Source organism: Halomonas sp. AOP43-A1-21 (assembly GCF_052376775.1).
GTDB classification, from domain to species: domain Bacteria; phylum Pseudomonadota; class Gammaproteobacteria; order Pseudomonadales; family Halomonadaceae; genus Vreelandella; species Vreelandella colorata.
The window spans coordinates 1-23954 of sequence record NZ_JBQSWC010000030.1 but is presented as its reverse complement, the minus strand read 5'-3'; the positions used below and the strand labels follow the sequence as shown (position 1 = coordinate 23954).

Genomic DNA, 23954 nt, shown 5'->3' with positions numbered 1-23954 from the left:
ACGCCCCCAGCCCCGGTTAGGCGTCACGTTGATGGAAGCGTTACAATATCCGGCCCGCTCACTAAAGCGGGCCGGATATTTATTTGCCCTGTCGCTACACGGCTGGCAATCCCGCTTTTGAGTAACGAATGGAAACTGAGCCTAACGTGACCACCGATATGCCCTCCGATTTAACCGATACCCAACGCCTTGCTGTGCTCAAAAAAGCCATAAGCAACGTTATGCTGCGTGATGCACAGCGCCTGGAGCGCCGTGTAGCAGGGTTGGCGCGGCGTGTACGTGATAATAAGCCAATCGATCATGGTTTGAACGAGGTGCAGCGCGAGATTGAGCGGTCACAGCAATTACTCAACCAGCGTGAGGCGCTGAACGTAGCCTTTAACTACCCCGCTGAGCTGCCGGTCGTCGAGCGTCGGGACGATATTTTAAACGCCATTCGCGACCATCAGGTGGTGGTGGTCGCTGGAGAAACCGGGTCGGGTAAAACCACCCAGCTACCCAAAATGTGCCTGGAACTAGGCCGTGGGCGGAGAGGACTAATTGGCCATACTCAGCCGCGCCGGTTAGCGGCGCGAAGCGTGGCTGGGCGGTTGGCGGAAGAGATTGAAGTGCCGCTGGGCGAGCAGGTGGGTTACCAGGTGCGCTTCACCGACCAAAGTAGCCCTACAACGTTGGTTAAGCTGATGACCGACGGTATCTTGCTGGCTGAAACCCAGCACGACCCCTTACTCATGCGTTACGACACCATCATTATTGATGAAGCGCATGAGCGCAGCCTGAATATCGACTTTCTGCTTGGTTACCTGAAAAGGCTGTTGCCCAAACGTCCCGATCTTAAAGTTATCATCACCTCGGCCACTATTGATGTAGACCGCTTTTCGGCCCATTTCGGTACACCTGATGCGCCCGCGCCGGTGATTGAGGTATCGGGGCGTACGTACCCGGTCGATGTGCACTACCGCCCTTTGGCACGTGATGAAGAGGACGAAGAAGACCGCACGCTCCAGGAGGGTATTTTGCATGCGGTCAACGAAATCGAAACCATGGAGCGTGAAAAGGGCTGGCTACATGGCCCGCGGGATGTGCTGGTGTTTCTGCCCGGCGAGCGGGAAATTCGCGAAACGGCCGATACTCTGCGGCGTGCCGATTTAAAGGGCACGGAAATTCTGCCGCTCTATGCACGCCTTTCCAATGAAGAGCAGAATCGGGTGTTTTCGGCGCATCGTGGTCGGCGGATTGTGCTCTCCACCAACGTTGCGGAAACCTCGCTCACGGTGCCGGGCATTCGCTATGTGATTGACCCTGGGTTGGTGCGCATTAGCCGCTATAGCTACCGGGCAAAAATTCAGCGCCTGCCGATCGAACCGGTAAGCCAGGCCAGCGCCAATCAGCGTAAGGGGCGTTGTGGTCGGGTAGCGGAAGGCGTGTGTATTCGTCTTTATGATGAAGAGGACTTTCTTTCCCGCCCGGCGTTTACTGACCCGGAAATTCAGCGCACCAATCTGGCCTCGGTAATCCTTTCCATGCTGGCGCTGAAGCTGGGTGATATCGAAGCGTTTCCGTTTGTGGATCCACCCGATAGCCGGTTCGTCAAAGATGGCTTCCGGCTGCTCTTTGAATTGGGCGCGGTCGATGAAGGTCAGCGTTTAAGTCCGTTGGGTCGCAAGCTGGCCAAGCTCCCCATTGACCCGCGGCTGGCACGTATGGTGCTGGCGGGTGCCGAGCGCGGCAGCTTGCGCGATGTGCTGGTCGTGGTATCCGCACTGGCCATTCAGGACCCGCGTGACCGCCCGGCCGATAAGCGCCAGGCCGCCGACCAGGCGCATCAGCGGTGGCATGACCCGGATTCCGATTTCGTGGCCCTGCTCAACCTTTGGCACGGCATTGAAAATGCTCGTGAGGCCTTGTCGGGTAATCAGCTGCGCCGCTGGTGCCGCGAACACTATATTAACTACCTGCGTATGCGCGAATGGCACGATACGTTCCGCCAGCTCCGGCAGCTGCTGCGTGATATGCAGATCGAGGTGCCCGCACCGCTACGGCTGGATGAAGATGAGAGCGAAGAGCAGGCCCGTCAGGCGCGGCGCAAAACATCGGGCAAGCTACACCAGGCTCTTCTATCCGGCTTATTGTCGAACCTGGGCACGCTGCTCGAAAATCGTGAATACCTGGGCGCACGTAACCGTAAGTTCATGATTCACCCAGGCTCGGGACTTGCCAAGAAGTCGCCTAAATGGGTTATGGCGTTTGAGCTGATTGAAACCACCAAGCTCTATGCGCGTACCGTGGCCAAAATTGATCCTCAATGGATCGAGCCGCAGGCCGAACATCTGGTCAAACGCAGCTATAGTGAACCGCACTGGGAGCAAAAGCGCGCTCAGGTTGTGGCGTTTGAGCAAGTGACGCTGTTTGGGTTGCCGATTGTGGCGCGCCGTCGCGTGCATTACGGGCCAATTGACCCTGAAGAGTCACGAAAGCTGTTTATTCGTCGCGCGCTGGTAGAGGGTGAATTCAATACGAAAGGTGCGTTTTTCCCCCATAACCGTGGGTTGATTGATGAAGTCGAGGCGCTCGAAGATCGTGCCCGTCGGCGGGATATTCTCGTCGATGAAGATACGCTGTTTGCGTTTTACGATGAGCGTGTTCCTGATGACGTTATCAACGGCAAAGGCTTCGAGCACTGGCGTAAAGAGGCGGAACGTCAGACACCCAAGCTGCTGCACTTTGATATTGAGGCGTTAAAAGCCCGTGACGCAGCCGATGTCACTCAGGCGCAGTATCCTGACCATTTAACGCTTGGCGGGGTGGCCTACCCGGTTAGCTATCATTTTGAACCCCATGCCGAGGATGACGGCGTTACCCTGACGGTGCCGGCTGCCATGCTGCCGCAACTGCCGGTACATGCCCTGGAGTGGCTGGTGCCGGGGTTATTGCGTGAGAAGTGCATTGCGCTCTTGAAATCGCTGCCCAAAAGCATTCGTCGCCAGGTGGTGCCTATTCCTGATTGGGTAGACGCTGCTTTGGAGACGCTGGTACCTGACCAACGTCCGCTAACGGAAGCGCTGGGTGAGTTTATCCGCCGCCGCACAGGCACACGGGTGCATACGGATGATTGGCGGTTGGATCTGCTTGAGCCGCATCTGATGATGAATGTTCGTGTGGTCGATCATGCGGGAAAACAGCTGGGGCAAGGGCGCAACGTAAGGGCGCTTGAGCAGCGCTTTGAGGCGGCTGCCAGTGCCGGTGCTCAGGCATTAGCCGAGCAGGCAAGCCAGGCACCCGCACTTGAGGGATTGCCTGACGAGCCGTTACCCGAGTCACGCGTTACCACACAGGCGGGTATTCGTGTTGAAGCTTATCCCGCGCTAGTCGCTGAGGCCGGTGAGTTTAGAGTTGCGCTGTTTGATCATCCGGCAAAAGCGCAAGCCGCGCATCAGGAAGGCGTTGCCCGTCTGGCCATTGCCCGTCAGCCTGACCAGGTTAAGGCCATCAAACGCTTACCTGATGTTGAAAAATGCGCGCTGCTGTTTGCCAAGGTAGGCAGCAAGCAGGCATTAGTGGACGATCTCTTGCTGGCGGTATTTACCCAGGTAGTTGCTCAGCATCCTCTGCCGCGCTCATCTGCTGAGTTGGTCGCGCGCCTGGACACCACTAAAGCAGAGCTTGTTGAGCATGCCGCCACGTTACTCAAACAGGTTGAAGCCGCATTGAAAGGCCATTTGGCGGTGACTAAAGTGCTTAAAGGTAAGCTCAATTTTGCACTGGCTTTGACCTACAGCGATATCAGCGCACAGATGCAGCGCTTGGTCTATCCTGGCTTCATTCGTGATGCGGACCAGTGGCTTACCGAATATCCGCGCTATACGGAAGCGGCGCTTATTCGCCTTGAAAAAGCGGCTCGTGAGCGTGGTCGTGATCATATGATGATGCACGATATTCAAGCCCTGGAAACACGCTTTGATGCCCGGCGTAAAAGCGAGCGGCGTGGGCAGGTTGAAGACCCTGAGTTAGTGGCATTTGGCTGGTGGATACAGGAGCTTCGCGTGTCACTTTTTGCTCAGCAGTTGGGAACGCTAATACCGGTATCGGGCAAACGGCTTGAAAAACGCTGGCAAGAGATAATTAGCGTTTAGAGGATGACTGGTAAAACCGGCCAATAACGCACACAGTAATGTTAAGCGCGAGCCATAGGCCTACGCCAATGATGGATGGCAAACCGCTTAGAGGAGAACAGGCATGACAAATGTGGTGATTACCGGTACGGGGCTTTATACGCCGGAACACGCCATTGATAATGCGGCTCTGGTGAGCGCATTTAATACGTGGGTCGACAATGAGAATGCGCGCTTTGCTGAAGAGATACTGCGCGGTGAGCGCGTGCCGTTAGCGCACTCCAGCAGTGAGTTCATTGAAAAAGCCTCGGGTATCAAGAGTCGTTACGTATTGAATGCCGCGGGCATTCTCGATCCTGAACGTATGCGGCCTCAGCTTCCCGTGCGGCTAAATGATGAGCCGTCCATTCAGTGTGATATGGCAACCGCGGCCGCCCGGCAGGCGCTGGAAAATGCCCAGGTAGCGCCAGAAGATATTGAACTCGTGATTGTGGCGTGTTCAAACCTGGAACGTGCCTATCCGGCCGTGGCGGTTGAAGTACAGCAAGCTCTGGGCGCAGGCGGCTATGGGTTTGATATGAACGTTGCCTGCAGTTCCGCGACGTTTGCTCTGGAAACCGCCGCGAATGCCATTGCATCGGGTAGCGTAAAGCGTGCCTTGGTGATTAATCCGGAAATATGCTCAGCACATTTAAATTTCCAAGACCGTGACAGCCACTTTATTTTCGGCGATGCTTGTACGGCTGTGGTATTAGAAAATAGTGCGGTGGCCATTGCTTGTGAGCGCTTTGAGATATTGGGCACGCGACTGGTTACTCAGTTTTCCAATGCGATTCGTAATAACGCGGGTTTTTTGAACCGTGTGACGGATAGTGATCCGCTGGCAATTGATAAACTGTTTGTGCAGGAAGGGCGGCGGGTTTTCAAGGAAGTATGCCCGCTGGTAGCTAAGCTCATTTCTGAGCATTTAGCGTCGCTTGAGCTATCGGGTAGCGATCTTAAAAAAATGTGGCTGCATCAAGCCAATCGCCATATGAATGATCTTATCGCCCGTAAGGTACTAGGTTTTGAGCCCAGCGAAACGCAGGCGCCTATCATTTTGGACCGTTACGCCAATACCAGCTCAGCAGGCTCCATTATTGCTTTTCACCTGCATCGTGATGGTTTGGAAGAGGGCGATATTGGGGTGATCTGCTCGTTTGGAGCGGGCTATAGCGCGGGTAGCGTTGTGGTGCGGCGTCAGTAATAGCATTTAAGTTTTACAAGAGGAAAGACCATGCTGCGGTTTTTAGCCAAACGGAATTCCGCCATATCCCTGCGTAATGCGGCGCTGCCTATAGTGCTGTTTGCCACGTTTGCGGTAGGCGGATGCGCCAGCACCAGTACTCAAATGACTGCCGAAGCGCACCCGGAAGACCCTTGGGAAGGCTTTAACCGCCGCGTTTTTGTGTTTAACGATGTGCTTGATCGTTATGCGTTAAAACCGGTAGCAACGGGGTACCGCACGGTCACGCCAGACCCTGTGCAAACAGGGGTGGGTAATTTTTTCTCCAACCTGGGAGAAATACGCACGGCCATTAACAGCTTGCTTCAAGGCAAGCCGGCCAATGCTGGTTTGGCAACGTCACGTTTTTTGATCAACTCAACCGTGGGTATCGGTGGACTGCTTGATTACGCGACATTGATGGAAATTAACGCAAGTGACGAGGATTTTGGACAGACCCTGGCCGTTTGGGGATGGGAAGACTCGCGCTATTTAGTGTTACCGCTTTTAGGCCCCAGCACTTTACGTGATACAACAGGGTTACCGGCGGATATGGCGGCGTATCCAACCACCTATGTGGAAGATGATGCGACTAGATTAGGTCTTCGCGCGCTTAATATTGTCGATATTCGCGCTGGATTGCTCGACCAGGAAAAACTGATTAGCGGTGATCGTTATCGGTTTATACGCGATGCTTTTCTACAGCGCCGCCAGTTTGAAATTAATGATGGCGAGTTAGGCGATGATCCTTTTGCAATGGATGACTTTGATTTCCAGGACAGCGATTTCCAGGACAGCGATTTCCAAGACAGTGATTTCGACGACAGCGACATTAGTGACGACGATTTCGCCGATTGAGGCTTAACATGGATCATTCCAAACAGCTGATTGCGGTGATCGACGAGCCGGGTCCTGACCGCAACGCGCTGGCAGAAGCGATCACCTGCGACGGCATGTGGGTGTACGCAGCAGCTGATATCGATCATCTCCCGGCAGAGACAGCGCTTATTGTGGCCCATGCGCATTCTGTTCCGCGCCAGCAGTGGTCGCAGCTAACCCGCCGCCTGCCCACCCTGGTCGTCAGCGATTCACGCGAGGATGCCGACCTTATCAAGGCCGTTGATGTAGGTCTTGTTGATTACATTGTGCACCCGCTGCGCCATGCTGAGCTGCTGCGCCGAATGATTCGTAAGGCGATTGAGTTGCATGCCCTGGCCATCGAGCGCGACCGCGATCGTGAGCGCCTGGCGGAGCTTAACGAGAGTCTCGAAACGCACCTGGCTCTTTTACGTATGGATCAGCAGAGCGGCGGTCATATACAGCGAAGGCTGCTTCCGCCCCGGCCTAAGGTGATCAACAGTATCTATTACGACTACTGGTTTGCGCCTTCGCTGTATCTGTCCGGCGACTTTCTCGATTACCAGCGTTATAACGAGCGCTACAGCGCGTTCTACTTCGCCGATGTCTCTGGCCATGGGGCCTCATCGGCGTTTGTAACTGTACTTTTGAAGTATTTGTGCAATCGATGGCTCAATGAGTGGGATGGTCTGCAGCCAGAACGCCTGCCACCGGACTGGCTGGCGGCCATGAATCGGGAGTTGCAGGGCACCGATATCGGTAAACATGCCACCTTGTTCGTCGGGGTTATTGACCATTGCTCGCATACCCTTCACTATTCGCTCGGCGCTCAGCTGCCGATGCCTTTATTGGTCGCTGATGGCCAGCTCGTTCGGCTTGAAGGAGAGGGAATGCCGGTAGGTCTTTTCCCCGATATAGAGTATCCTTCGCTGAGCTGTACTTTGCCGGCTGAATTTCGTTTATGGCTGTGTTCAGACGGTGTATTGGAATGCTTGCCGGGTAAAACGCTCGACACGCGGCTCAAGGAACTTGAGCAATTAATAAGCGAAAGTGTCACGCTTGAGCAGTTGCGCGACCGGCTAGCCCAAACAAATGCACTCCTTGCAGAAGGCGATGCAATTGATGAGGCAAACCCAGACCGCGATGCTTTACCCGATGATCTAACAATCATGATGGTGAGCGGATTTGGTCATGCTGATTGATGAAGGCCGTATTAAGGCGGCGTTCGACTCCGGTGTTTTTGTATTAAAACTCTGTGGCGATGTGCGTTTAACGCTTTGTGCCACGCTTGATAGCCAAGCACAGCGCCTTGCTGAAACGCCAGGCTTACAGACCGTAATGATAGACTTACGCGAAGCAACGAATGTTGATTCGACGGCGTTGGGCTTTTTAGCAAAAGTGGCGATGGCGGTGAAAGGGCGCCTGGCGCACCCGCCTACCATTATTGCCGATAATCCTGATGTTCGAAAAATGCTCGACGTAATGGGGTTTGCGCGTTTTTTTACGCTGATGGAAGCGCCGCTTCAGCAGGCGTCCGTGCTTAATAGTGCGCTGATTGATCTGCCTGAAGAACCCGCGGATGAAGAGGGGCTGCGCGAGCGTATTCTTGAGGCACACCGTATTTTGATGCACATGAATGAGCATAACCGGGAACAGTTTCAGCCGCTGGTTGATATGCTGGAAGCACAAAATACCGAAGCTCAGCACTAAAAAAAGCCTCCGCTCGGAGGCTTTTAATTACCTGAACGTTACGCTTTACGCAGATCGCCTAATAGCGTTTCCAGTTTGCGCTGGTCAGCCATAAACTTGCGGATACCTTCGGCTAACTTATCCGAGGCCATTTCGTCTTCGTTCATTGCCCAGCGGAATTCACTCTGGGTGAGCGCCTCATCTGCCGAGCTGCTTGCTCCCAGTGGGGTTAATTGACGTGTTAGTTCGCCTTGCTGCTCGTCTAGCTCGTTAAGCAGCGCGGGGGAGATCGTCAGTCGATCACAACCGGCCAATGAAACAATTTCATCTATATTGCGAAAGCTTGCGCCCATTACAATGGTGGCGTAGCCGTGGCCTTTAAAGTAATTGTAAATCTGCTTAACCGACTGCACGCCAGGGTCATTCTGGCCGCTGAAATCGGCATCGGGCTGATGGGCTTTATGCCAGTCAAGAATGCGCCCTACAAACGGCGATATCAGGGTAACCCCTGCATCCGCACACGCCTGGGCCTGAGCGAAACCAAATAGCAGGGTAAGGTTGGTGCGAATGCCTTCCCGTTCAAGCTGCTGGGCGGCCTGAATACCTTCCCAGGTTGATGCCATTTTAATCAGTATGCGATCTGCACCAACGCCTTTTTGGGCATAGCGCTCAATAAGCGAATGCGCTCGCGCAATCGTGGCATCGCGGTCAAACGAAAGCCTGGCGCTAACTTCAGTCGATACATAGCCGGGCACCAGTTCGCTAATTTCACTGCCGATTTCAACGGCAACGCGGTCTACCGCATCATCAATATCGGTACTTTCCTTGGCAATAACCGCAAGGCGTGCCCGACGCTGTTCCTGCTGTGCGGCCTGAAGTATCAGCGAAGGGTTCGTGGTCGCATCCTGAGGCGCAAAACGGCGAATAGCATCAAGATCGCCTGTATCGGCAACCACCGAGGTCATTTCTTTAAGTTGTGTCAGTAAGCTAGTGGCCATGCGTTGCTCCTTGCGTAGTAAGACCCTTACTGTAGCAAGGCTTGTGCTCGCTGAATATTATCCGATGGCGGTTCAGCCGATGTTGATGGTGCTGGCTGCCAAATAAACCCATCTTTGGGTATTTCGTCGGCGACTTTAAAGCGTGCTGCCTGTTCGCGCATACTTTGCGCTGCGGTTTCAAGCGACATGGCATTCTGCGCGGTGGTTTCAACCTGCTGGGCATTGGCCCGATTTACCTGGGTCTGTTCGTGCAGGGTCGAATTAAGGTGCTCTATATGGCGGTGCTGTTCGTTGGCGGCGTCAGCGATCTGGAGCATTATGCTATTGGCCTGTTCGGTAGACTCGACAATCGCTTGCATGCCTTGGCTCGCTTGGGTCGACAAGGTTTGGCCCTGGGCAATACTGCTACCCGACGCTGCCAGCAAGGCTTGAATTTGGCGCGCGGCCTCCGCACTTCTCGAGGCCAACAGGCGGACTTCGTCGGCCACAACGGCAAACCCCTTGCCTTGCTCACCCGCACGGGCAGCTTCTACCGACGCGTTCAAGGCCAGGATATTGGTTTGAAAGGCGATGGAGTCGATCACGTTGACGATCTCATCCACTTTCTTGGAGCGGGCATGGATTTCCTGCATGGTGGTAAGAAATTCAGCCATTATCTTGCTGCCATCCTGGGTTTGGGCCGCCGCCGTTGCGGTAAGCTGGGTGGCATCAGCAGCGTAACCGGCGGTGGTGGCCACGTTCTCTGTCAGTTCGTCAAGATTGGCCGCCGTGGTCTCGTGAAACGAGTTTTGCTGGCGGGTTCGAATGGCCAGGTCCTCATTGCCTAACGCTAAACGTTGTGCACTATCGAAGATGTGATGGCTATTGTCATGCAGTTGGGAGACGGTATTGATCAACGCGCCCTGCATATGATCGAGCGCCTGATAGAGCTGACCAATCTCATTATTGCCTCGCTGAGGAACCCCTACGCTTAAATCGCCCTGCGCCATGGTTCGAAAATGGGTGATCAGGTGATTGATGGGTGATAACAAGTGGCGTTGGCCAATCCATGCCATTAAGCCCAGCAGCCCCAGAGCAAGGCCCATGCCTCCCAGCAGCAACTGCCCGATAAACTGGGCGCGGTGCCCGGCTGTGGTCATTAAATCGGTGCCTTGGCGGTCGGCAAGTTGATAAAAGGCGCGGGCTTGCTGGGTGAATGCCTGGCTATTGGATAAGGCAATGAGTGTCAGTTGGCGGTAATTGGCACGATCACCGGCTTGAACAGCGCTTAGCTGCTCCTGCATAGTGCTCATCAGTGCCGTGGCCTGCTGCTCAATAGCGTTGCGCAGCGCTTGATTAGACGTTTCTGCGCTTGCTTCCAGAAACGTTGCCAAGGCCAGAGACATTTCAGAAAGCTCATGTTCAACCGCCTGAAGCGCCTCTACTGGGTCCCCAAGTGAGGGGCGTAGCTGACGTTCCAGCGCTCGGTCCAGGCGGTGTAGCCCTTCAAGACCGGCTATATGCAGTCGGTTTAGCGATGACGACTGCTGAACATTCACTTGCTCAAGAACTGCCAGATCATGTTGGCTCTGTTGCATCACTTTCCACGTTAGTAGTGCAAACATAAGCACGCATAGCGCAACGAGAAATAGGCCTGCCAGGCTTAACCAGCGAAGGGAAATATTGCTTAACGCTTTAAGACTCATACTGTCCTCGATAGCTATCGTTAAAGACTTATGAATCAGAGGCTAGGGGTTTTATGTTTCAGTTTTAGGCGCCTTCGGTGCTTAATCTTCGCTGCCACTGTATTATTAGCGGCCTATCGTTCGGCTACTTTGCTTAATGATTCCCGAATAATTCAAGGAGTCCCATGGAACTGAATCCTCGCCGGGTCGCTATATTGGTGGCGGCCAATACGGCGTTAGCCCCGTTTGCGATTGATGCCTATCTGCCTGCGATCGGCATATTGGCCGACTCAATCGGTGCCAGCATTCACCATACGGAACTGTCCATTAGTGTGTTCTTGTTTGGTTTTGCGATTGGCCAGCTGTGTTTTGGTCCGCTTTCCGACCGGGTAGGGCGCAAGCCGGTATTGCTAGGTGGCTTAACGGTATTCATGTTGGCCAGTTTGATGATTACTACTGCCGATAGTTTAACCACGCTTTTACTTTGGCGGTTTGTACAAGCGTTGGGCGGCGGTGCCTGTGTGGTGAACTCGGCCGCGATAGTGCGCGACTGCTTTAGCGGGCGTGAGGCGGCGAAGGTAATGTCGACCATGGCCATGATTATGATGTTGGCGCCTTTGGCGGCTCCTGCAGTGGGCAGCCTGCTACTGCATATTGCGGGCTGGTGGCTGATTTTCGTTTTTCTGGCTGCTTATGCAGGTTTTTTACTCTGGCTGTTAGGCACCCGGCTCCCCGAAACCCGGGATATGACGCTGCCGGCGGCATCGCCTCGCCAAGTAATCAGAAACTACGCAAGCGTATTGCGCCACCGAGAAGGCATGGGATATATCTGCGCTGTTGCTGCCTCGTTTGCAGGGCTTTTCGCGTTTGTTACCGCATCCCCGTTTGTCTACCTTGATTACTTCGAGCTATCGCCCGGTATCTATCCGGTAGTATTTGGGGTGAATGTCGTAGTCATTGCGCTCTCCAATCGCGTCAATATCCATTTATTGCGCAAGCGCACGCCGCAACAAAATCTACGCCTGGGGTTAACGGTACAGCTTGTGGCGGCGCTGGCACTCGTGTTGGTGACGGCGCTGAATATGGCATCGCTTTATACCGTTGTGCCGTTGATTATGCTCTTTACGGGAATGATCGGTCTGATTACCCCCAATGCGATTTCGTCCCTGCTGGATCACTTTGGGCATATCAGCGCAACGGCCACCGCCCTATTGGGAGGCATTCAGTTTAGCTGTGGGGCGCTGGCAGGCTTTCTGGTCGGGGCATTTGAAGTGGCGCACCTGTGGCCAATGGTGCTGACCATGCTGGGTGCTTCCTTGCTTGGGAATGTGGGCGTGCGACTGCTAACGGTTAAACCTGCCCGTTATGTCTAGCTTTGTTTGGCAACCTGACGCCGACAAGATTACCCATCGCCTTGATAGGCGCCTGCTTCAATACGCTTCCTTTGCGCTATGTACAGCAGCAGCCGGGCTGTTGCTGTAGATCGTTCGGCCTCTTTGCCAAGATTTTTTTGACTGTCATATTTCTGCAATCGTTTGTGTGCAAACTCCTCTTTGTGAAAGGCCAGAAGGCCAATTTTTCGGTAAGCAGTGGCTGACCGGATATTAAAACCAAAGGGGAGCTCGACGTGAAAAAGCAGATGCTAAGTGTTGCAGTAGTAGCCGGTCTAGCCGCCAGTGTCTCAACCGCCGCCATGGCACGTGACACTATCCAGATTGCGGGTTCTTCTACCGTGCTGCCGTTTGCAAGTATCGTAGCGGAAGAGTTCGGTAATACTTACTCTGAGTTCAACACGCCGGTCGTTGGTTCTGGTGGTTCTAGCGGCGGTCTGCGCCAGTTCTGCCAAGGCGTTGGCGAAAACACTATTGATATCGCTAATGCTTCACGTCCAATCCGCAGCGGCGAAATCGAAAGCTGTGGCGAGAACGGCGTTAACGAAATTCTTGAAATCAAATTTGGCTATGACGGCATTGTATTCGCCTCGCGTCTTGACCGCGCCGAGTTTGCCTTGACGCCTGAGCACGTATTCAAAGCAGCCGCTGCACAGTTGCCGCAAGATGGCGAACTGGTTGATAACCCCTACACCCGCTGGTCTGAAATTGACTCAAGCCTCCCGGATCAGGAAATCGTTCTGGTAATTCCTGCCTCCAACCATGGCACCCGCGAAGTATTCGAAGAGAAAGTAGTGCACCCAGGCTGCGATACTGTGGCTGAAGTGGAAGACGACGCCTGTAACAACCTGCGTGGCGATGGCCGTATCGTAGAAATCGCTGGCGACTACACTGAAACGCTGGCCCGCCTGGATGCTCAGGAAGACGCGGTAGGTGTTTTCGGTCTGAGCTTCTATGACCAAAACCGTGACCGTCTACAGGTTGCAACCGTTGACGGCGTAACGCCGAGCCTGGAAACCATCGGTTCTGGCGAGTACCCAGTTTCACGTCCGCTGTTCTTTTACGTGAAGGGCGAGCACCTGGACGTGATTCCTGGCCTGGCTGAATACACTGAGTTCTTCCTGAATGAAATGATCTCTGGCTACGGCAGCCCGCTGGAAGACGCTGGCTTGATTCCTATGGATGAAGAAGAGCGCGCCGAAGCGCTAGAACAGTTTCAGTCACGCACGGTAGCCACTGCCGAGTAAGCTGAACGGTTCAGGTTTTCAAGTTAATTAGGTCTGTTTTACGCCAGCATCGAAGCGTTGATGCTGGCGTTTAAACGTAGGAAGTCAAAGGCGGAGAAATAATGAGCAACCTTGCCTTGATAGCCACGCTGCTGGTAATGATGGCCTTGGCATACCACTTGGGCTTGACTCGCAGTCGCGCGGTTGCGGCAGAGCACGATGTACGGATGCATTCTCGGCCCGGTTATTATGGTGTGCTGGTAGCCCTTTGGTGTGGACTACCCGCACTGGCCATCTTCTTGTTGTGGTCTTTTTTGGCGCCACAGTTAATCGATATGCTAGTCACTCAGCAGTTGCCAGTCGACTTGGTGGCAGGGCTTAGTGATCGTGAGTTACAAACCCTGTTGCGTCGTGTGACCGCATTGGCCAACGGACAGGGTGTGTCTGGTGGGGGAAGCTCTGAAGAGCTAGCCGCCGCGGCACATATGGCAAGGCTGCAAACTATTGAGAACTTTAGTTTGGTCGCCTTGATGGCCGTACTGGTCGTGGTCGGCCTGATTGTTGCCCGGCGGCGCATCTCGCCTAGCTGGCGCGCCCGTAATCAGGTAGAGCGCGTTATCATGTTTGCTTTGGCGGCAAGCTCTGCCGTGGCCATCTTTACCACTATTGGCATTGTGCTTTCCATGCTGGGTGAGGCGCTGCGGTTTTTTAGCTTCATCAGCCCCGCAGAGTTCTTTTTTGGCACGGTCTGGAACCCCCGGTTCAGCACGGCGGGTACTTCAAGTCAGGGCGATTTTGGTTTACTGCCGCTTTTATGGGGAACGATGATGGTCAGTACCATCGCGCTCCTGGTCGCCATTCCTGTGGGCCTGATGACCGCTATTTACATGGCGGAATATGCACCCCCTTGGCTGCGTAACGTAGCCAAGCCAGTGATCGAAATTCTGGCGGGTATTCCGACCATTGTTTACGGCTTCTTTGCATTGATCGTAGTGGGGCCGTTCCTGTCCAGCGTCGGTGACCTGATCGGTATCAATATTCGCACGACCAGCGCGCTGACGGCGGGCCTGGTAATGGGGATCATGATTATTCCGTTCGTTTCCTCGCTTTCTGACGACATTATTACCCAGGTGCCTAAATCACTGCGCGATGGCGCGCTGGGCCTGGGGGCAACCAAATCAGAAACGATTCGTCAGGTGGTGCTACCTGCCGCACTTCCAGGCATTGTGGGCGCATTTTTGCTGGCGGCGAGCCGGGCGATTGGTGAAACCATGATCGTGGTATTGGCTGCGGGTAATAACCCCGTGCTGCATGCCAATCCTTTTGAGGCCGTTTCGACCATTACCGTCACGATCGTCAATCAGTTGACCGGGGATATGGACTTCGCAAGCCCGCAGTCGCTTGTCGCGTTCGCCTTGGGTCTTACCCTCTTCGTTATCACGCTGGGGTTAAACGTCATCGCACTGGTTGTCGTGCGTAAATACCGCCAGCAATACGAGTAAGTGACTATGTCCATATCGATTGAGCAGCGTCGTCAGCACCGGCTTATGACGATTGAAAAATCGCTGGCGAAGCGTCACCGCAAGGAGAACGTATTCCGGCGCCTGGGTCTGATGGCGGTAATTACCGGCATGACGCTGGTGGCTATCCTGTTTGCCAGTATTCTTATGCGCGGTGTGCCCGCCTTTTGGCAGGCAACGTTTTATGTAGACGTATATTTTGACCCTGAAGTGATTGAGCTTGAGCCAAAACCTGAACGTGAAAGCGGTGAAAGCCAGTTTGCGTTTGATGAGCGTTACACGCAGTGGATGACTAGAGCTGGCCTGGTGAACTGGCAAGCGATTATTGATCGCGCCGTTGAAGACGCGCTGGGTGAAGAGGTTGAGCCACGTCAGCTAAGAGATTTGCGGGCCCTGGTCACCTCCGGCGAGCGTTATGCACTGCGTGACCGGTTTGTGGAAGACCCATCGCTGCTCGGCCAGACCGTTGAACTTAAGATGTTGGCAAGCGCAAACGTGGATGTGTGGATCAAAGGCAATATTGATCGTGACCTGCCCGATGCCCGTCAGCAGCTAAGTGCTCAAACCCGTGCCTGGGCCGACCAGCTTGATGAACAGGGCGTTATTCGTAATTCGTTTAGCACCTCGCTGTTTTTAAATACCGATTCCCGCAGTTCGCTGGCTTCGGCAGGCTTGGCTGGCGCCTTTATGGGCTCGCTATTTATGATGATGGTCGTCATTGCGTTGTCAGTGCCGCTGGGGGTCTCAAGCGCGATTTATCTGGAAGAGTTTGCGCCTAAAAATCGCCTGACCGACCTGATTGAAATCAACATCAATAACCTGGCGGCAGTGCCTTCTATCGTATTTGGTTTGCTGGGCGCATCGATATTTATCGGTTATTTACGTTTGCCCCTCTCGGCGCCATTGGTAGGTGGCTTGGTACTGACGCTGATGACGCTGCCGACTATTATTATCGCTACTCGCGCTTCACTGCGCTCAATCCCGCCGTCTATTCGTCAAGCGGCGTTGGGCATAGGGGCATCGCGGGTGCAAACGGTATTTCATCACGTGCTGCCGCTGGCATTGCCGGGCATTTTAACTGGCTCCATTCTAGGGGTTGCTCAGGCGCTGGGTGAAACGGCACCGCTACTGCTGATCGGTATGAACGCGTTTGTGGCTAACGTACCGGGCACACCGTTAGATCAATCAACCGCCTTGCCGGTACAGATTTACCTATGGCAGGGCAATGAGCTACGTAATTTCTTTGAAGCGCGCACGTCGGCAGCCATTATTGTGCTGCTAGGGTTAATGCTGAGCTTGAATGCGTTGGCGATTTGGTTGCGTAAAAAATTCGAAACGAGGTGGTAAGTGAATATTCCTGCACAGCCTATGGCAACATCTTCAGTAAGCGTTGGCGGCGGTGAAAGCCGCGTGAGCAAAGCCAAAGATAAAGTCAAAATGAACGCCGAGAATGTCAAAGTCTTCTACGGTGACGCTCAGGCGATTAACGGTATCGATCTGGATATCTATGAAAACGAAGTGCTGGCCTTTATCGGCCCTTCGGGCTGCGGTAAATCGACATTTTTACGTTGCTTGAACCGTATGAATGACACGATTGATATCTGCCGGGTTGAAGGCAAAATTACCCTGGATCAAAACGATATCTATGCACCTGATCGCGACGTGGTACTGCTTCGCGCCCAGGTAGGCATCGTATTCCAGAAGCCTAACCCGTTCCCCAAATCCATCTATGAAAATATTGCCTACGGACCGCGCTTGCATGGTTTGGCGCGCCGCAAGGCAGAGCTTGATGATATTGTCGAGAGCAGCCTGCGCCGCGCAGGACTTTGGGAAGAGGTAAAAGATCGCCTGGATAAGCCCGGCACGGGGCTTTCTGGTGGTCAGCAGCAGCGTTTGTGTATTGCGCGTACCGTGGCGGTAAGCCCGGATATTATTCTGATGGATGAGCCTTGCTCTGCACTCGACCCCATTGCGACCGCGAAAGTAGAGCAGCTGATCGATGAGCTAAGCGAGAGCTATACCATCGTGATGGTTACCCATAATATGCAGCAGGCCGCCCGTGTTGCAGACCGCACCGCCTTCTTCCATATGGGCGACCTGGTGGAAGTGGATACCACGGATCAGATATTCACCAACCCTCAAGATCAGCGTACCCACGACTATATTACCGGACGCTTTGGGTAAGACGTCATTCGGCTCCTTACTCTTACCTTTGAACTTCGAAGAGTAGGGTAGCCTGACTAGGGCCAACGCCTTTCGGATAGAAAGGCGTTGGCTAGCACTTGGCGTATCAGTCTATCAGTTCAACCGCGACTGCCGTCGCTTCGCCTCCGCCAATACATAAGCTCGCAATGCCGCGTTTACCGCCTTTTGTGCGCAAGGCATGAATAAGGGTGGCAATAATTCGTGAGCCGGTTGAGCCAATCGGATGGCCTTGAGCACAAGCGCCACCAAACACGTTTACCTTTTCGTGCGGTAAGCCTAAATCATCCATTGCCATCAGCGTGACGATGGCAAAAGCTTCGTTGATTTCAAATAAGTCGACATCACTTACATCCCAGTCGAGCTTTTTCAACAGCTTTTCGATGGCGCCAACCGGGGCAATGGTAAATTCGCTCGGATGACGTGAGTGAGTGGCGTGGCCCAGCATTCTGGCCAGCGGCTTTGCGCCATGCCGGTCTGCCGCTGCCTGGCTTGCCAGTATGAGCGCTGAGGCGCCATCGGAGATCGAACTGGCATTGGCGGCAGTAATCGTGCCGTCTTTGGCGAAGGCCGGGCGCAGCTGGCGAATTTTATCCAGCTTGGCCTGAAAAGGCTGCTCGTCGTGCTCAACTCGCGTTTCGCCCTGGCGCGTGGATACCGTGACAGGCACCATTTCAGCCGCCAGATGGCCGGCATTCGTGGCTTCCATGGCGCGCTCAAGCGAGGCAATCGCGAAGTCGTCTAGGCGCTCGCGGCTATAGTCGCGCTGGGTCGCAATATCCTGGGCAAATACGCCCATCAGCTTGCCCGTTTCAGCGTCTTCCAGGCCGTCTAAAAACATATGGTCCTTGAGCTCGCCATGGCCTAGCCGATAGCCGCCGCGTGCCTTGGTAAGCACATGGGGCGCGTTGGACATGGACTCCATACCCCCAGCCAGAAGAATTTCACCGCTTCCCGCTTTAATCAGGTCATGGGCGAGCATGGCGGCCTTCATGCCTGAGCCGCATAGTTTGTTGATCGTAGTGGCGCCGCAGGCATCCGGAATACCGGCCTGGCGCATGGCTTGACGGGCAGGCCCCTGTTTAACGCCAGCGGGCAGGACGCAGCCCATGATGCCTTCATCGATAACGTCTGGCGTAATGCCGGCACGTTCAATGGCGGCGCGGATCGCCGCCGCGCCTAGCTCAGGGGCGCTCATGCTGGATAAGCTGCCCATCATGCCTCCCATTGGAGTCCGTGTGGCGGCAAGAAACACGATGTCGGTAGGGTTACTCATGATCTAACTCCTTTCAATTTATTATGATTATCAGGCTGAGTGGCAAGCGATGCGTTGACCCACTGGCGGGGCTGTGGTTTTCTCTGGGTAACCAAGCAAGCGCTAGTGTGAATTATATGAATGTAATGAATGCATCACCTCGCCGCAAGGAGCTAACGCGGCTGGCTGCTCAGCTATTTGTACAAGAAGGTTTTGATCGCACTACCGTGCGCATGCTGGCGCAGGAAATGGGAATTAAATCGGGCAGCCTGTTTCACCACTTTAAAGACAAGCAGGAAATTCTGGCCGCCGTCATTGAAGAGGGCACGCAGAATGCCCTGATGATCGCCCGTCAATCGATAGAGCGCTGCTCGGCTGACCCGGAAACCCGCTTGCGCGTCATGGCCCGTGCTCATCTGGAAACGCTGTTTGCGGATCGCAATGCGCATGTCGTCGCGCTTTTTGAATGGCGCCGGCTCGACCCGGCGGCCAGCGCGCATTTAAGCCATCTTCGAGATGCTTATGAAGCGCTTTGGGTACAGGTGATTGACGATGCGCTGGAGGCGGGGCTTATTCACGGTGATCGCTTTCTCGTCTCGCGGTTTGTGCTAGGGGCTTTGAACTGGACCGTACGCTGGTACGACCCTAACGGAGCGCGTACTCCGGATGACCTTGCCGATGAGCTGGTCGCCATGATCATGGCTCGCTAAAGCGTTACTCATTATTGATGCGCCGCTCTTGGCGAGTCTTACCTGTTTTTATTTTCCTCGACCAACGTATAAGCGTTAAAACGCTGTGGATAGCTTGCGCTTCCAGCGGATTGCTTTTAGCGTGTGAGTATCTCAAGGCTTCCGTTAACGTAAACTGAAAATAAAAAGTATAACGTAGAACGCTGCCTTCCTTCTGTATCAAGACTGCTCATTACCAACAACATAAGAGAGCCATCATGACAGAGATATCGGCATCACTTCCCGAGTATTCGGAGTACCTTAAACGTTTCTCAACTGATCAAATGATTGCCAGGTTAGATGACCGTCAGGACGGCAAGCTCAATGCCTTTGAAGCGTGCTGCGGCCGACATATTCGGGAAGGGCGTGGCGATGTGCTGGCGCTGGTACATGAAGATACTCAAGGGGTAACGCATACGTTGACGTATGCTGAGCTGGATCAACAAAGCTCCCACCTGGCTGGTTGGCTGCTCGCCCAAGGCCTGAAAGAGGGTGATCGCGTCGCCTGCATGTTGCCCCGCTCAGCGGCATTGCTAGTGGCCGTGTTGGCAACGTGGCGCATTGGTGCCGTTTATCAGCCGCTGTTTACGGCATTTGGCCCTGATGCGGTGGACTATCGGCTCGGCCGAGCCGACACCAAGCTGGTGATTACCGATCACGCTAACCGCTTTAAATTCGATGGTTTAAGCCAATGCCCGCCAATGCTCGCGGTAGGCGGTGCGACGCCTGAACATACAGATGACCAGGACTGGCAGGCTGCCCTGGCGCATGCGCCCATGACGAGTGAACCCCCCAGGCTTGATCCAGGCCAGCCTTTTTTGCAGATGTTCACCTCCGGAACCGTGGGGAAGCCCAAAGGCGTGGCCGTGCCCCTTTCGGCAATGACCGCCTTTGCGCTGTACATGGAACTTGCCATCGATCTGCGTAGCGACGACCGTTTCTGGAATATGGCAGATCCCGGCTGGGCCTATGGTCTCTACTATGCGATTGCCGGGCCGCTGCTGCTTGGCGTTACCACACATTTTTGTGAAGCGGGCTTTAGTGCCGAAGGCGCGCTCGATTTTATGAAACGCCACCGGATTACCAACTTTGCCGCCGCGCCCACCGCCTATCGTTTAATGAAGGCTTCAGGCCTTTTCGATGATGCCCATCAAACCTTGGAACTGCGCGCGGCGAGTTCAGCCGGTGAGCCTCTTAATACGGAGGTAGTCACTTGGGTAGAAAGATCGCTGGGCTGCTTGGTAATGGACCACTATGGCCAAACCGAAACGGGAATGACCTGCAACAATCACCATACTCTTGAGCATCCTAAGCATGTTGGCGGGATGGGGGTGCCTCTGCCTGGCTATCGCTTGGCGATTCTTGATGCGGAGTATAACGAGTTGCCTGCGGGGGAGCCGGGCGTTCTGGCTGTTGATATTGCCAAGTCTCCTGCGCATTTTTTCCAAGGCTACACCTGGCAGGAAAAAGACCCCTTCGTGAAGGGCTATTACTTAACCGGCGATGTGGTGATTCGTAATCAGGATGGCTCGTTTCAATTTGCGGGCCGTGACGACGACATTATTACTACCGCTGGCTATCGGGTAGGACCTACTGATGTGGAGAACAGCGTAATGACTCACCCCGCCGTGGCGGAGTCGGCGGCCGTTGGTCAGCCGGATGATATTCGTGGTGAGGTCATTAAATCCTACATTGTGCTGCGCGATGGCTATGAGGCCAGTGATGCTCTGGCTGAGGAAATTCGTCAGCAGGTACGTGAACGGCTATCGACCCATGCCTTCCCCCGCGTGATCGAGTTTGTGGAAGAGCTGCCTAAAACGCCTAGCGGTAAAATTCAGCGCTTCAAGCTGCGTGCTCAAGCGGCTGAGCAAGCCAGCCATAACAAATAATCAATTAAGGAAGAGTCATTATGCAGGTAAAGGAAGGCACGTTTTTGATAACCGGTGCCGCCTCGGGGCTAGGCGCTGCAACCGCTGAGCGGTTGGCGGCCGCTGGCGCCAAGGTGGTGCTCTGCGACTTAAATGACAGCGTCACCAGTCATGCCGCCAAGCTCGGCGAGCGAGCCAAAGCCTGTATGGCTGATATTACGTCTTCTGAACAAATGCAGCAGGCGTTCGATACCGCCGTTGCGTTCGGCGGGCAGAGCGGGCTTTCCGGGGTTATTCACTGTGCTGGTGTGGTCAGTGTCGCCAAGCTGGTGGATCGCGAGGGCAATCCTGCTGATCTTGAAGCCTATGCGAAAACCATTCACATTAATCTGGTAGGCACCTTTAACGTTATGCGTTTAGCGGCTGCGGCAATGGCGAAAAATACACCAACGCAAAGCGGTGAGCGTGGGGTGATTATTAATACGGCCTCTATTGCCGCTTTTGATGGACAAGTGGGGCAGTGTGCTTACAGCGGTTCTAAAGCGGGCGTAGTAGGGATGAGCTTGCCCGCTGCTCGAGAGCTTTCCCGGCATGCAATCCGTGTGATGGCAATTGCACCAGGTGTGTTCGAAACGCCGATGATGAGTGAAATTCCCGATGAGGCCGCCCAGGCACTCGCTGCCGCCGTGCCGTTTCCCAAGCGTCTGGGTAAGGCGGCTGAGTTTGCTCAGTTGGCCGAGCAGATTATTGTAAACCCGATGCTAAACGGAGAAGTAATTCGCCTGGATGGCGGTATCCGTATGCAGTAGCGGTATCCGTATCTGGTAATTATGCAGGGGTTGTTTAAACGAGAACTCGCCAGCGATTACGCTGGCGAGTTTTTGCTTTTTAAGTGGCTACTCATCAGTACTTCGACCAAAGAATGAGCCAAATCGGCGGTTAAATTCAAACGCTCGCTTGACTCGAAACGTGGGGAGCGCTAGTTTTCAAACATGTGTTTGAAAGCCGCTTCTAAACCTAGTGCTGCTTTCAGCCCCCCAGCTTTGGAGAAGTGCGATGCCCAGTTATCAGGCCCCTCTACGTGATATGCGTTTCGTAATGGACGAGATGCTCGATTACCCTGCGCATTACGCCGCATTGCCCAGCGGTGACGATGCTTCGTCCGATGTAGTAAGCGCCATCTTGGAAGAAGGCGCGCGTTTTGCGCGTGATGTACTACTGCCCATTAATCAAAGTGGTGATGAAGAAGGCTGCCGGCTAGAAGGGGGTGAGGTCAAAGCACCTAACGGTTTTAAAGAGGCGTACCAGCAGTATGTTGAAGGTGGCTGGCCCAGTCTGGCGGCCGACCCTGAGCATGGGGGGCAGGGGCTCCCACCGTCATTGGCCATGATGCTTTCGGAAATGATCTGCGCGACCAACCTGGCCTGGGGTATGTACCCAGGGCTTTCGCATGGGGCGGCCGACGCACTGCGTCACCATGGTACGGATGAGCAGCAAAGCACCTATTTAACCAAGCTGGTTGAAGGGGTGTGGACTGGCACCATGTGTTTGACTGAGTCTCACTGTGGTACTGATCTAGGTCTGATCAAGACCCGTGCGGTGCCTGCTGATGGGGACGCTTATACGCTTACCGGTACCAAGATATTTATTTCGGCCGGTGAGCATGACCTGGCAGAAAATATCGTGCATCTGGTGTTGGCGAAACTGCCTGATGCACCAGAAGGCTCGAAAGGTATTTCGTTATTTGTGGTGCCCAAGTTCTTACCCGACGCCGACGGCAACCCCGGAGAGCGCAATGGCGTCACCTGTGGCTCCCTTGAGCACAAGATGGGGATTCATGGTAACGCAACGTGCGTGATGAACTTTGATGGCGCGACCGGCTATCTGGTAGGTCCGCCCAATAAAGGGCTGGCGTGTATGTTTACCATGATGAACGCCGCGCGCCTGGGCGTGGGTATCCAGGGGCTTGGCTTGATTGAAGCCAGTTTCCAGAACTCGCTCAGTTACGCTCGCGACCGCCTGCAAATGCGTAGCCTTTCGGGTAAGCAGGCGCCAGAGAAGCCCGCTGATCCGATTATCGTCCACCCCGATGTGCGCCGTATGCTGCTAACGCAAAAAGCCTTTGCCGAAGGCGGACGTATGCTGGTGCTGTATGCCGCCCAACTGTTGGATACGGTGGAGCATGGCAAACCAGGTGAAGATAAAGAGCGTGCTGAGACCTTGCTCGGGCTGCTAACGCCTATCGTTAAAGCGTTTCTGACCGAAGTCGGTTTTGAAAGCACTAATGAAGGGGTACAGATTTTTGGCGGCCACGGTTTTATTAAAGAGTGGGGGATGGAGCAGCTAGTGCGCGATGCGCGTATTACTCGTCTCTATGAAGGCACTACCGGCATCCAGGCGTTAGACCTGCTGGGGCGCAAGGTGCTTATGAGTCAGGGCGAGTCGCTTAAGGTATTCACCAAAGAGATTCACAAGTTCTGTAAAGCCGAAGCCGATAATCCTGCTCTTAAGGAATTTATTACGCCGTTGGCCAAGCTCAATGCCGAATGGGGTGAGCTGACCATGGGAATTGGTATGAAGGCGATGCAAGATCGTGAAGAGGTAGGTGCAGCAAGTGTCGACTATCTGATGTATTCCGGCTATGTAGCGCTTGCCTACCTGTTTGCCCGTGCCGCGAAGCAGGCATCCATGTCTCTTGAAGGCGATGACAAGGCGTTTTATGCCGCCAAGCTCAATACCGCACGTTTTTACTATCAGCGGTTATTGCCGCGCACTAAAGCGCATGCGCAAATGATCCAGGCGGGTGCTACAAGTTTGATGGCCATCTCCAGCGAAGATTTCGGGCTGGGGTTTGAAATCTGATAGATAGCTAATGCATGACTAGCAGTTACATGCTGTTAGTGAAGTACTGTTAACTAAGTACTCTGTTCGGTGGTTTGCGGCAGGCTCATTGTGTGGAGCATCTCCATAAAACGAGTCTTGCCGCTTTTTTTATGGGCTGAGTGAACTTTTCGAAATAGTGCTTGCCAAAGTCCTGGCGAATCCGTAAAGTACGCATCCGCTGCCGGAGACGCCAAGCGTTACCAGCGGTAGATGAAGGTGAAAACCTTCGGTTTGTCAGGAGGTTAGCGAGATTTACGTCGCTCACTTCACTCGCTGAAAACAGCGGTTGACAAACG

General features: G+C 54.2%; 17 protein-coding genes. 14 read left to right on the top strand and 3 right to left on the bottom strand.

The genetic code is table 11. The annotated features are described in order from the left end of the window. The first annotated feature begins 128 nt into the window (after positions 1-128). The 5 genes from hrpA (at position 129) to ACT3R7_RS15625 (ending at position 7944) form a co-directional block, all read left to right on the top strand. Positions 129-4133: an ATP-dependent RNA helicase HrpA gene (gene hrpA, locus ACT3R7_RS15645; RefSeq protein ID WP_193092042.1), complete on the top strand. Its 4005-nt coding sequence runs from the start codon at positions 129-131 to the stop codon at positions 4131-4133. A gap of 103 nt (positions 4134-4236) precedes the next feature. Then, entirely contained in the window at positions 4237-5358 is a 1122-nt protein-coding gene (locus tag ACT3R7_RS15640) for a beta-ketoacyl-ACP synthase III (RefSeq protein ID WP_193092043.1), read from the top strand. 30 nt (positions 5359-5388) lie between these two features. After that, positions 5389-6234 carry an MlaA family lipoprotein gene (locus ACT3R7_RS15635; protein WP_193092044.1) on the top strand — a complete coding sequence of 282 codons (846 nt, stop codon included), beginning with the start codon at positions 5389-5391 and terminating at the stop codon, positions 6232-6234. A gap of 8 nt (positions 6235-6242) precedes the next feature. Beyond that, the gene (locus ACT3R7_RS15630; protein WP_192539242.1) at positions 6243-7436 is read left to right on the top strand and encodes a PP2C family protein-serine/threonine phosphatase; all 1194 of its coding nucleotides are present in this window, start codon (positions 6243-6245) and stop codon (positions 7434-7436) included. Next, positions 7426-7944: an STAS domain-containing protein gene (locus tag ACT3R7_RS15625; RefSeq protein WP_193092045.1), complete on the top strand. Its 519-nt coding sequence runs from the start codon at positions 7426-7428 to the stop codon at positions 7942-7944. Before ACT3R7_RS15630 ends, ACT3R7_RS15625 begins: the two co-directional genes overlap by 11 nt. A gap of 38 nt (positions 7945-7982) precedes the next feature. On the opposite strand, the gene tal is transcribed toward ACT3R7_RS15625, so the two are convergent. Both tal and ACT3R7_RS15615 read right to left on the bottom strand, forming a co-directional pair. Then, on the bottom strand, positions 7983-8921 hold the full coding sequence (gene tal, locus ACT3R7_RS15620) for a transaldolase (protein WP_193092046.1): 939 nt from the start codon (positions 8919-8921) through the stop codon (positions 7983-7985). A 26-nt stretch (positions 8922-8947) separates the two neighbouring features. Continuing rightward, positions 8948-10606 carry a methyl-accepting chemotaxis protein gene (locus ACT3R7_RS15615; protein WP_192539245.1) on the bottom strand — a complete coding sequence of 553 codons (1659 nt, stop codon included), beginning with the start codon at positions 10604-10606 and terminating at the stop codon, positions 8948-8950. 164 nt (positions 10607-10770) lie between these two features. Here ACT3R7_RS15615 and ACT3R7_RS15610 point away from each other — a divergent pair, with 164 nt between their 5' ends. From ACT3R7_RS15610 to pstB, 5 genes are all read left to right on the top strand, one after another. Next, positions 10771-11958, top strand: coding sequence for a multidrug effflux MFS transporter (locus ACT3R7_RS15610; RefSeq protein ID WP_193092047.1), 1188 nt, complete (start codon positions 10771-10773; stop codon positions 11956-11958). Positions 11959-12212: 254 nt separating this feature from the next. After that, entirely contained in the window at positions 12213-13223 is a 1011-nt protein-coding gene (locus ACT3R7_RS15605; RefSeq protein WP_318782777.1) for a substrate-binding domain-containing protein, read from the top strand. A 101-nt stretch (positions 13224-13324) separates the two neighbouring features. Then, the gene (gene pstC / locus ACT3R7_RS15600; protein ID WP_193092048.1) at positions 13325-14704 is read left to right on the top strand and encodes a phosphate ABC transporter permease subunit PstC; all 1380 of its coding nucleotides are present in this window, start codon (positions 13325-13327) and stop codon (positions 14702-14704) included. Positions 14705-14710: 6 nt separating this feature from the next. Beyond that, entirely contained in the window at positions 14711-16069 is a 1359-nt protein-coding gene (gene pstA, locus ACT3R7_RS15595) for a phosphate ABC transporter permease PstA (RefSeq protein ID WP_192539248.1), read from the top strand. Positions 16070-16090: 21 nt separating this feature from the next. Beyond that, a complete protein-coding gene (gene pstB / locus ACT3R7_RS15590) occupies positions 16091-16906 on the top strand; it encodes a phosphate ABC transporter ATP-binding protein PstB (RefSeq protein WP_192539255.1) in 816 nt (271 codons plus the stop codon). Between the two features lie 106 nt (positions 16907-17012). Here the strand turns inward: pstB and ACT3R7_RS15585 are convergent, their stop codons facing one another. After that, positions 17013-18200, bottom strand: a complete 1188-nt coding sequence (locus ACT3R7_RS15585; protein WP_192539249.1) for an acetyl-CoA C-acyltransferase — start codon at positions 18198-18200, stop codon at positions 17013-17015. Positions 18201-18325: 125 nt separating this feature from the next. Here ACT3R7_RS15585 and ACT3R7_RS15580 point away from each other — a divergent pair, with 125 nt between their 5' ends. The 4 genes from ACT3R7_RS15580 to ACT3R7_RS15565 all read left to right on the top strand — a co-directional run bounded on the left by ACT3R7_RS15580 (position 18326) and on the right by ACT3R7_RS15565 (position 23637). Next, positions 18326-18889, top strand: a complete 564-nt coding sequence (locus ACT3R7_RS15580) for a TetR/AcrR family transcriptional regulator (RefSeq protein ID WP_192539250.1) — start codon at positions 18326-18328, stop codon at positions 18887-18889. 236 nt (positions 18890-19125) lie between these two features. Further along, positions 19126-20796 carry an AMP-binding protein gene (locus ACT3R7_RS15575; RefSeq protein ID WP_193092049.1) on the top strand — a complete coding sequence of 557 codons (1671 nt, stop codon included), beginning with the start codon at positions 19126-19128 and terminating at the stop codon, positions 20794-20796. Between the two features lie 20 nt (positions 20797-20816). Further along, positions 20817-21584 carry an SDR family NAD(P)-dependent oxidoreductase gene (locus ACT3R7_RS15570; RefSeq protein WP_193092050.1) on the top strand — a complete coding sequence of 256 codons (768 nt, stop codon included), beginning with the start codon at positions 20817-20819 and terminating at the stop codon, positions 21582-21584. A 247-nt stretch (positions 21585-21831) separates the two neighbouring features. Further along, positions 21832-23637 (top strand): acyl-CoA dehydrogenase C-terminal domain-containing protein, encoded by a 1806-nt coding sequence (locus ACT3R7_RS15565; RefSeq protein WP_193092051.1) that lies wholly within the window; start codon positions 21832-21834, stop codon positions 23635-23637. Positions 23638-23954 lie beyond the last annotated feature (317 nt).

What these genes read in the sequence shown, in the direction of transcription:
- ACT3R7_RS15615 (WP_192539245.1), bottom strand. Translation starts at nt 10,606, where the DNA reads ATGAGTCTTAAAGCGTTAAGCAATATTTCCCTTCGCTGGTTAAGCCTG.
- ACT3R7_RS15575 (WP_193092049.1), top strand. Translation starts at nt 19,126, where the DNA reads ATGACAGAGATATCGGCATCACTTCCCGAGTATTCGGAGTACCTTAAA.
- ACT3R7_RS15625 (WP_193092045.1), top strand. Translation starts at nt 7,426, where the DNA reads ATGCTGATTGATGAAGGCCGTATTAAGGCGGCGTTCGACTCCGGTGTT.
- pstB (WP_192539255.1), top strand. Translation starts at nt 16,091, where the DNA reads ATGGCAACATCTTCAGTAAGCGTTGGCGGCGGTGAAAGCCGCGTGAGC.
- ACT3R7_RS15585 (WP_192539249.1), bottom strand. Translation starts at nt 18,200, where the DNA reads ATGAGTAACCCTACCGACATCGTGTTTCTTGCCGCCACACGGACTCCA.
- ACT3R7_RS15630 (WP_192539242.1), top strand. Translation starts at nt 6,243, where the DNA reads ATGGATCATTCCAAACAGCTGATTGCGGTGATCGACGAGCCGGGTCCT.
- ACT3R7_RS15610 (WP_193092047.1), top strand. Translation starts at nt 10,771, where the DNA reads ATGGAACTGAATCCTCGCCGGGTCGCTATATTGGTGGCGGCCAATACG.
- hrpA (WP_193092042.1), top strand. Translation starts at nt 129, where the DNA reads ATGGAAACTGAGCCTAACGTGACCACCGATATGCCCTCCGATTTAACC.
- ACT3R7_RS15635 (WP_193092044.1), top strand. Translation starts at nt 5,389, where the DNA reads ATGCTGCGGTTTTTAGCCAAACGGAATTCCGCCATATCCCTGCGTAAT.
- pstA (WP_192539248.1), top strand. Translation starts at nt 14,711, where the DNA reads ATGTCCATATCGATTGAGCAGCGTCGTCAGCACCGGCTTATGACGATT.
- ACT3R7_RS15565 (WP_193092051.1), top strand. Translation starts at nt 21,832, where the DNA reads ATGCCCAGTTATCAGGCCCCTCTACGTGATATGCGTTTCGTAATGGAC.
- pstC (WP_193092048.1), top strand. Translation starts at nt 13,325, where the DNA reads ATGAGCAACCTTGCCTTGATAGCCACGCTGCTGGTAATGATGGCCTTG.
- ACT3R7_RS15640 (WP_193092043.1), top strand. Translation starts at nt 4,237, where the DNA reads ATGACAAATGTGGTGATTACCGGTACGGGGCTTTATACGCCGGAACAC.
- ACT3R7_RS15580 (WP_192539250.1), top strand. Translation starts at nt 18,326, where the DNA reads ATGAATGCATCACCTCGCCGCAAGGAGCTAACGCGGCTGGCTGCTCAG.
- ACT3R7_RS15570 (WP_193092050.1), top strand. Translation starts at nt 20,817, where the DNA reads ATGCAGGTAAAGGAAGGCACGTTTTTGATAACCGGTGCCGCCTCGGGG.
- tal (WP_193092046.1), bottom strand. Translation starts at nt 8,921, where the DNA reads ATGGCCACTAGCTTACTGACACAACTTAAAGAAATGACCTCGGTGGTT.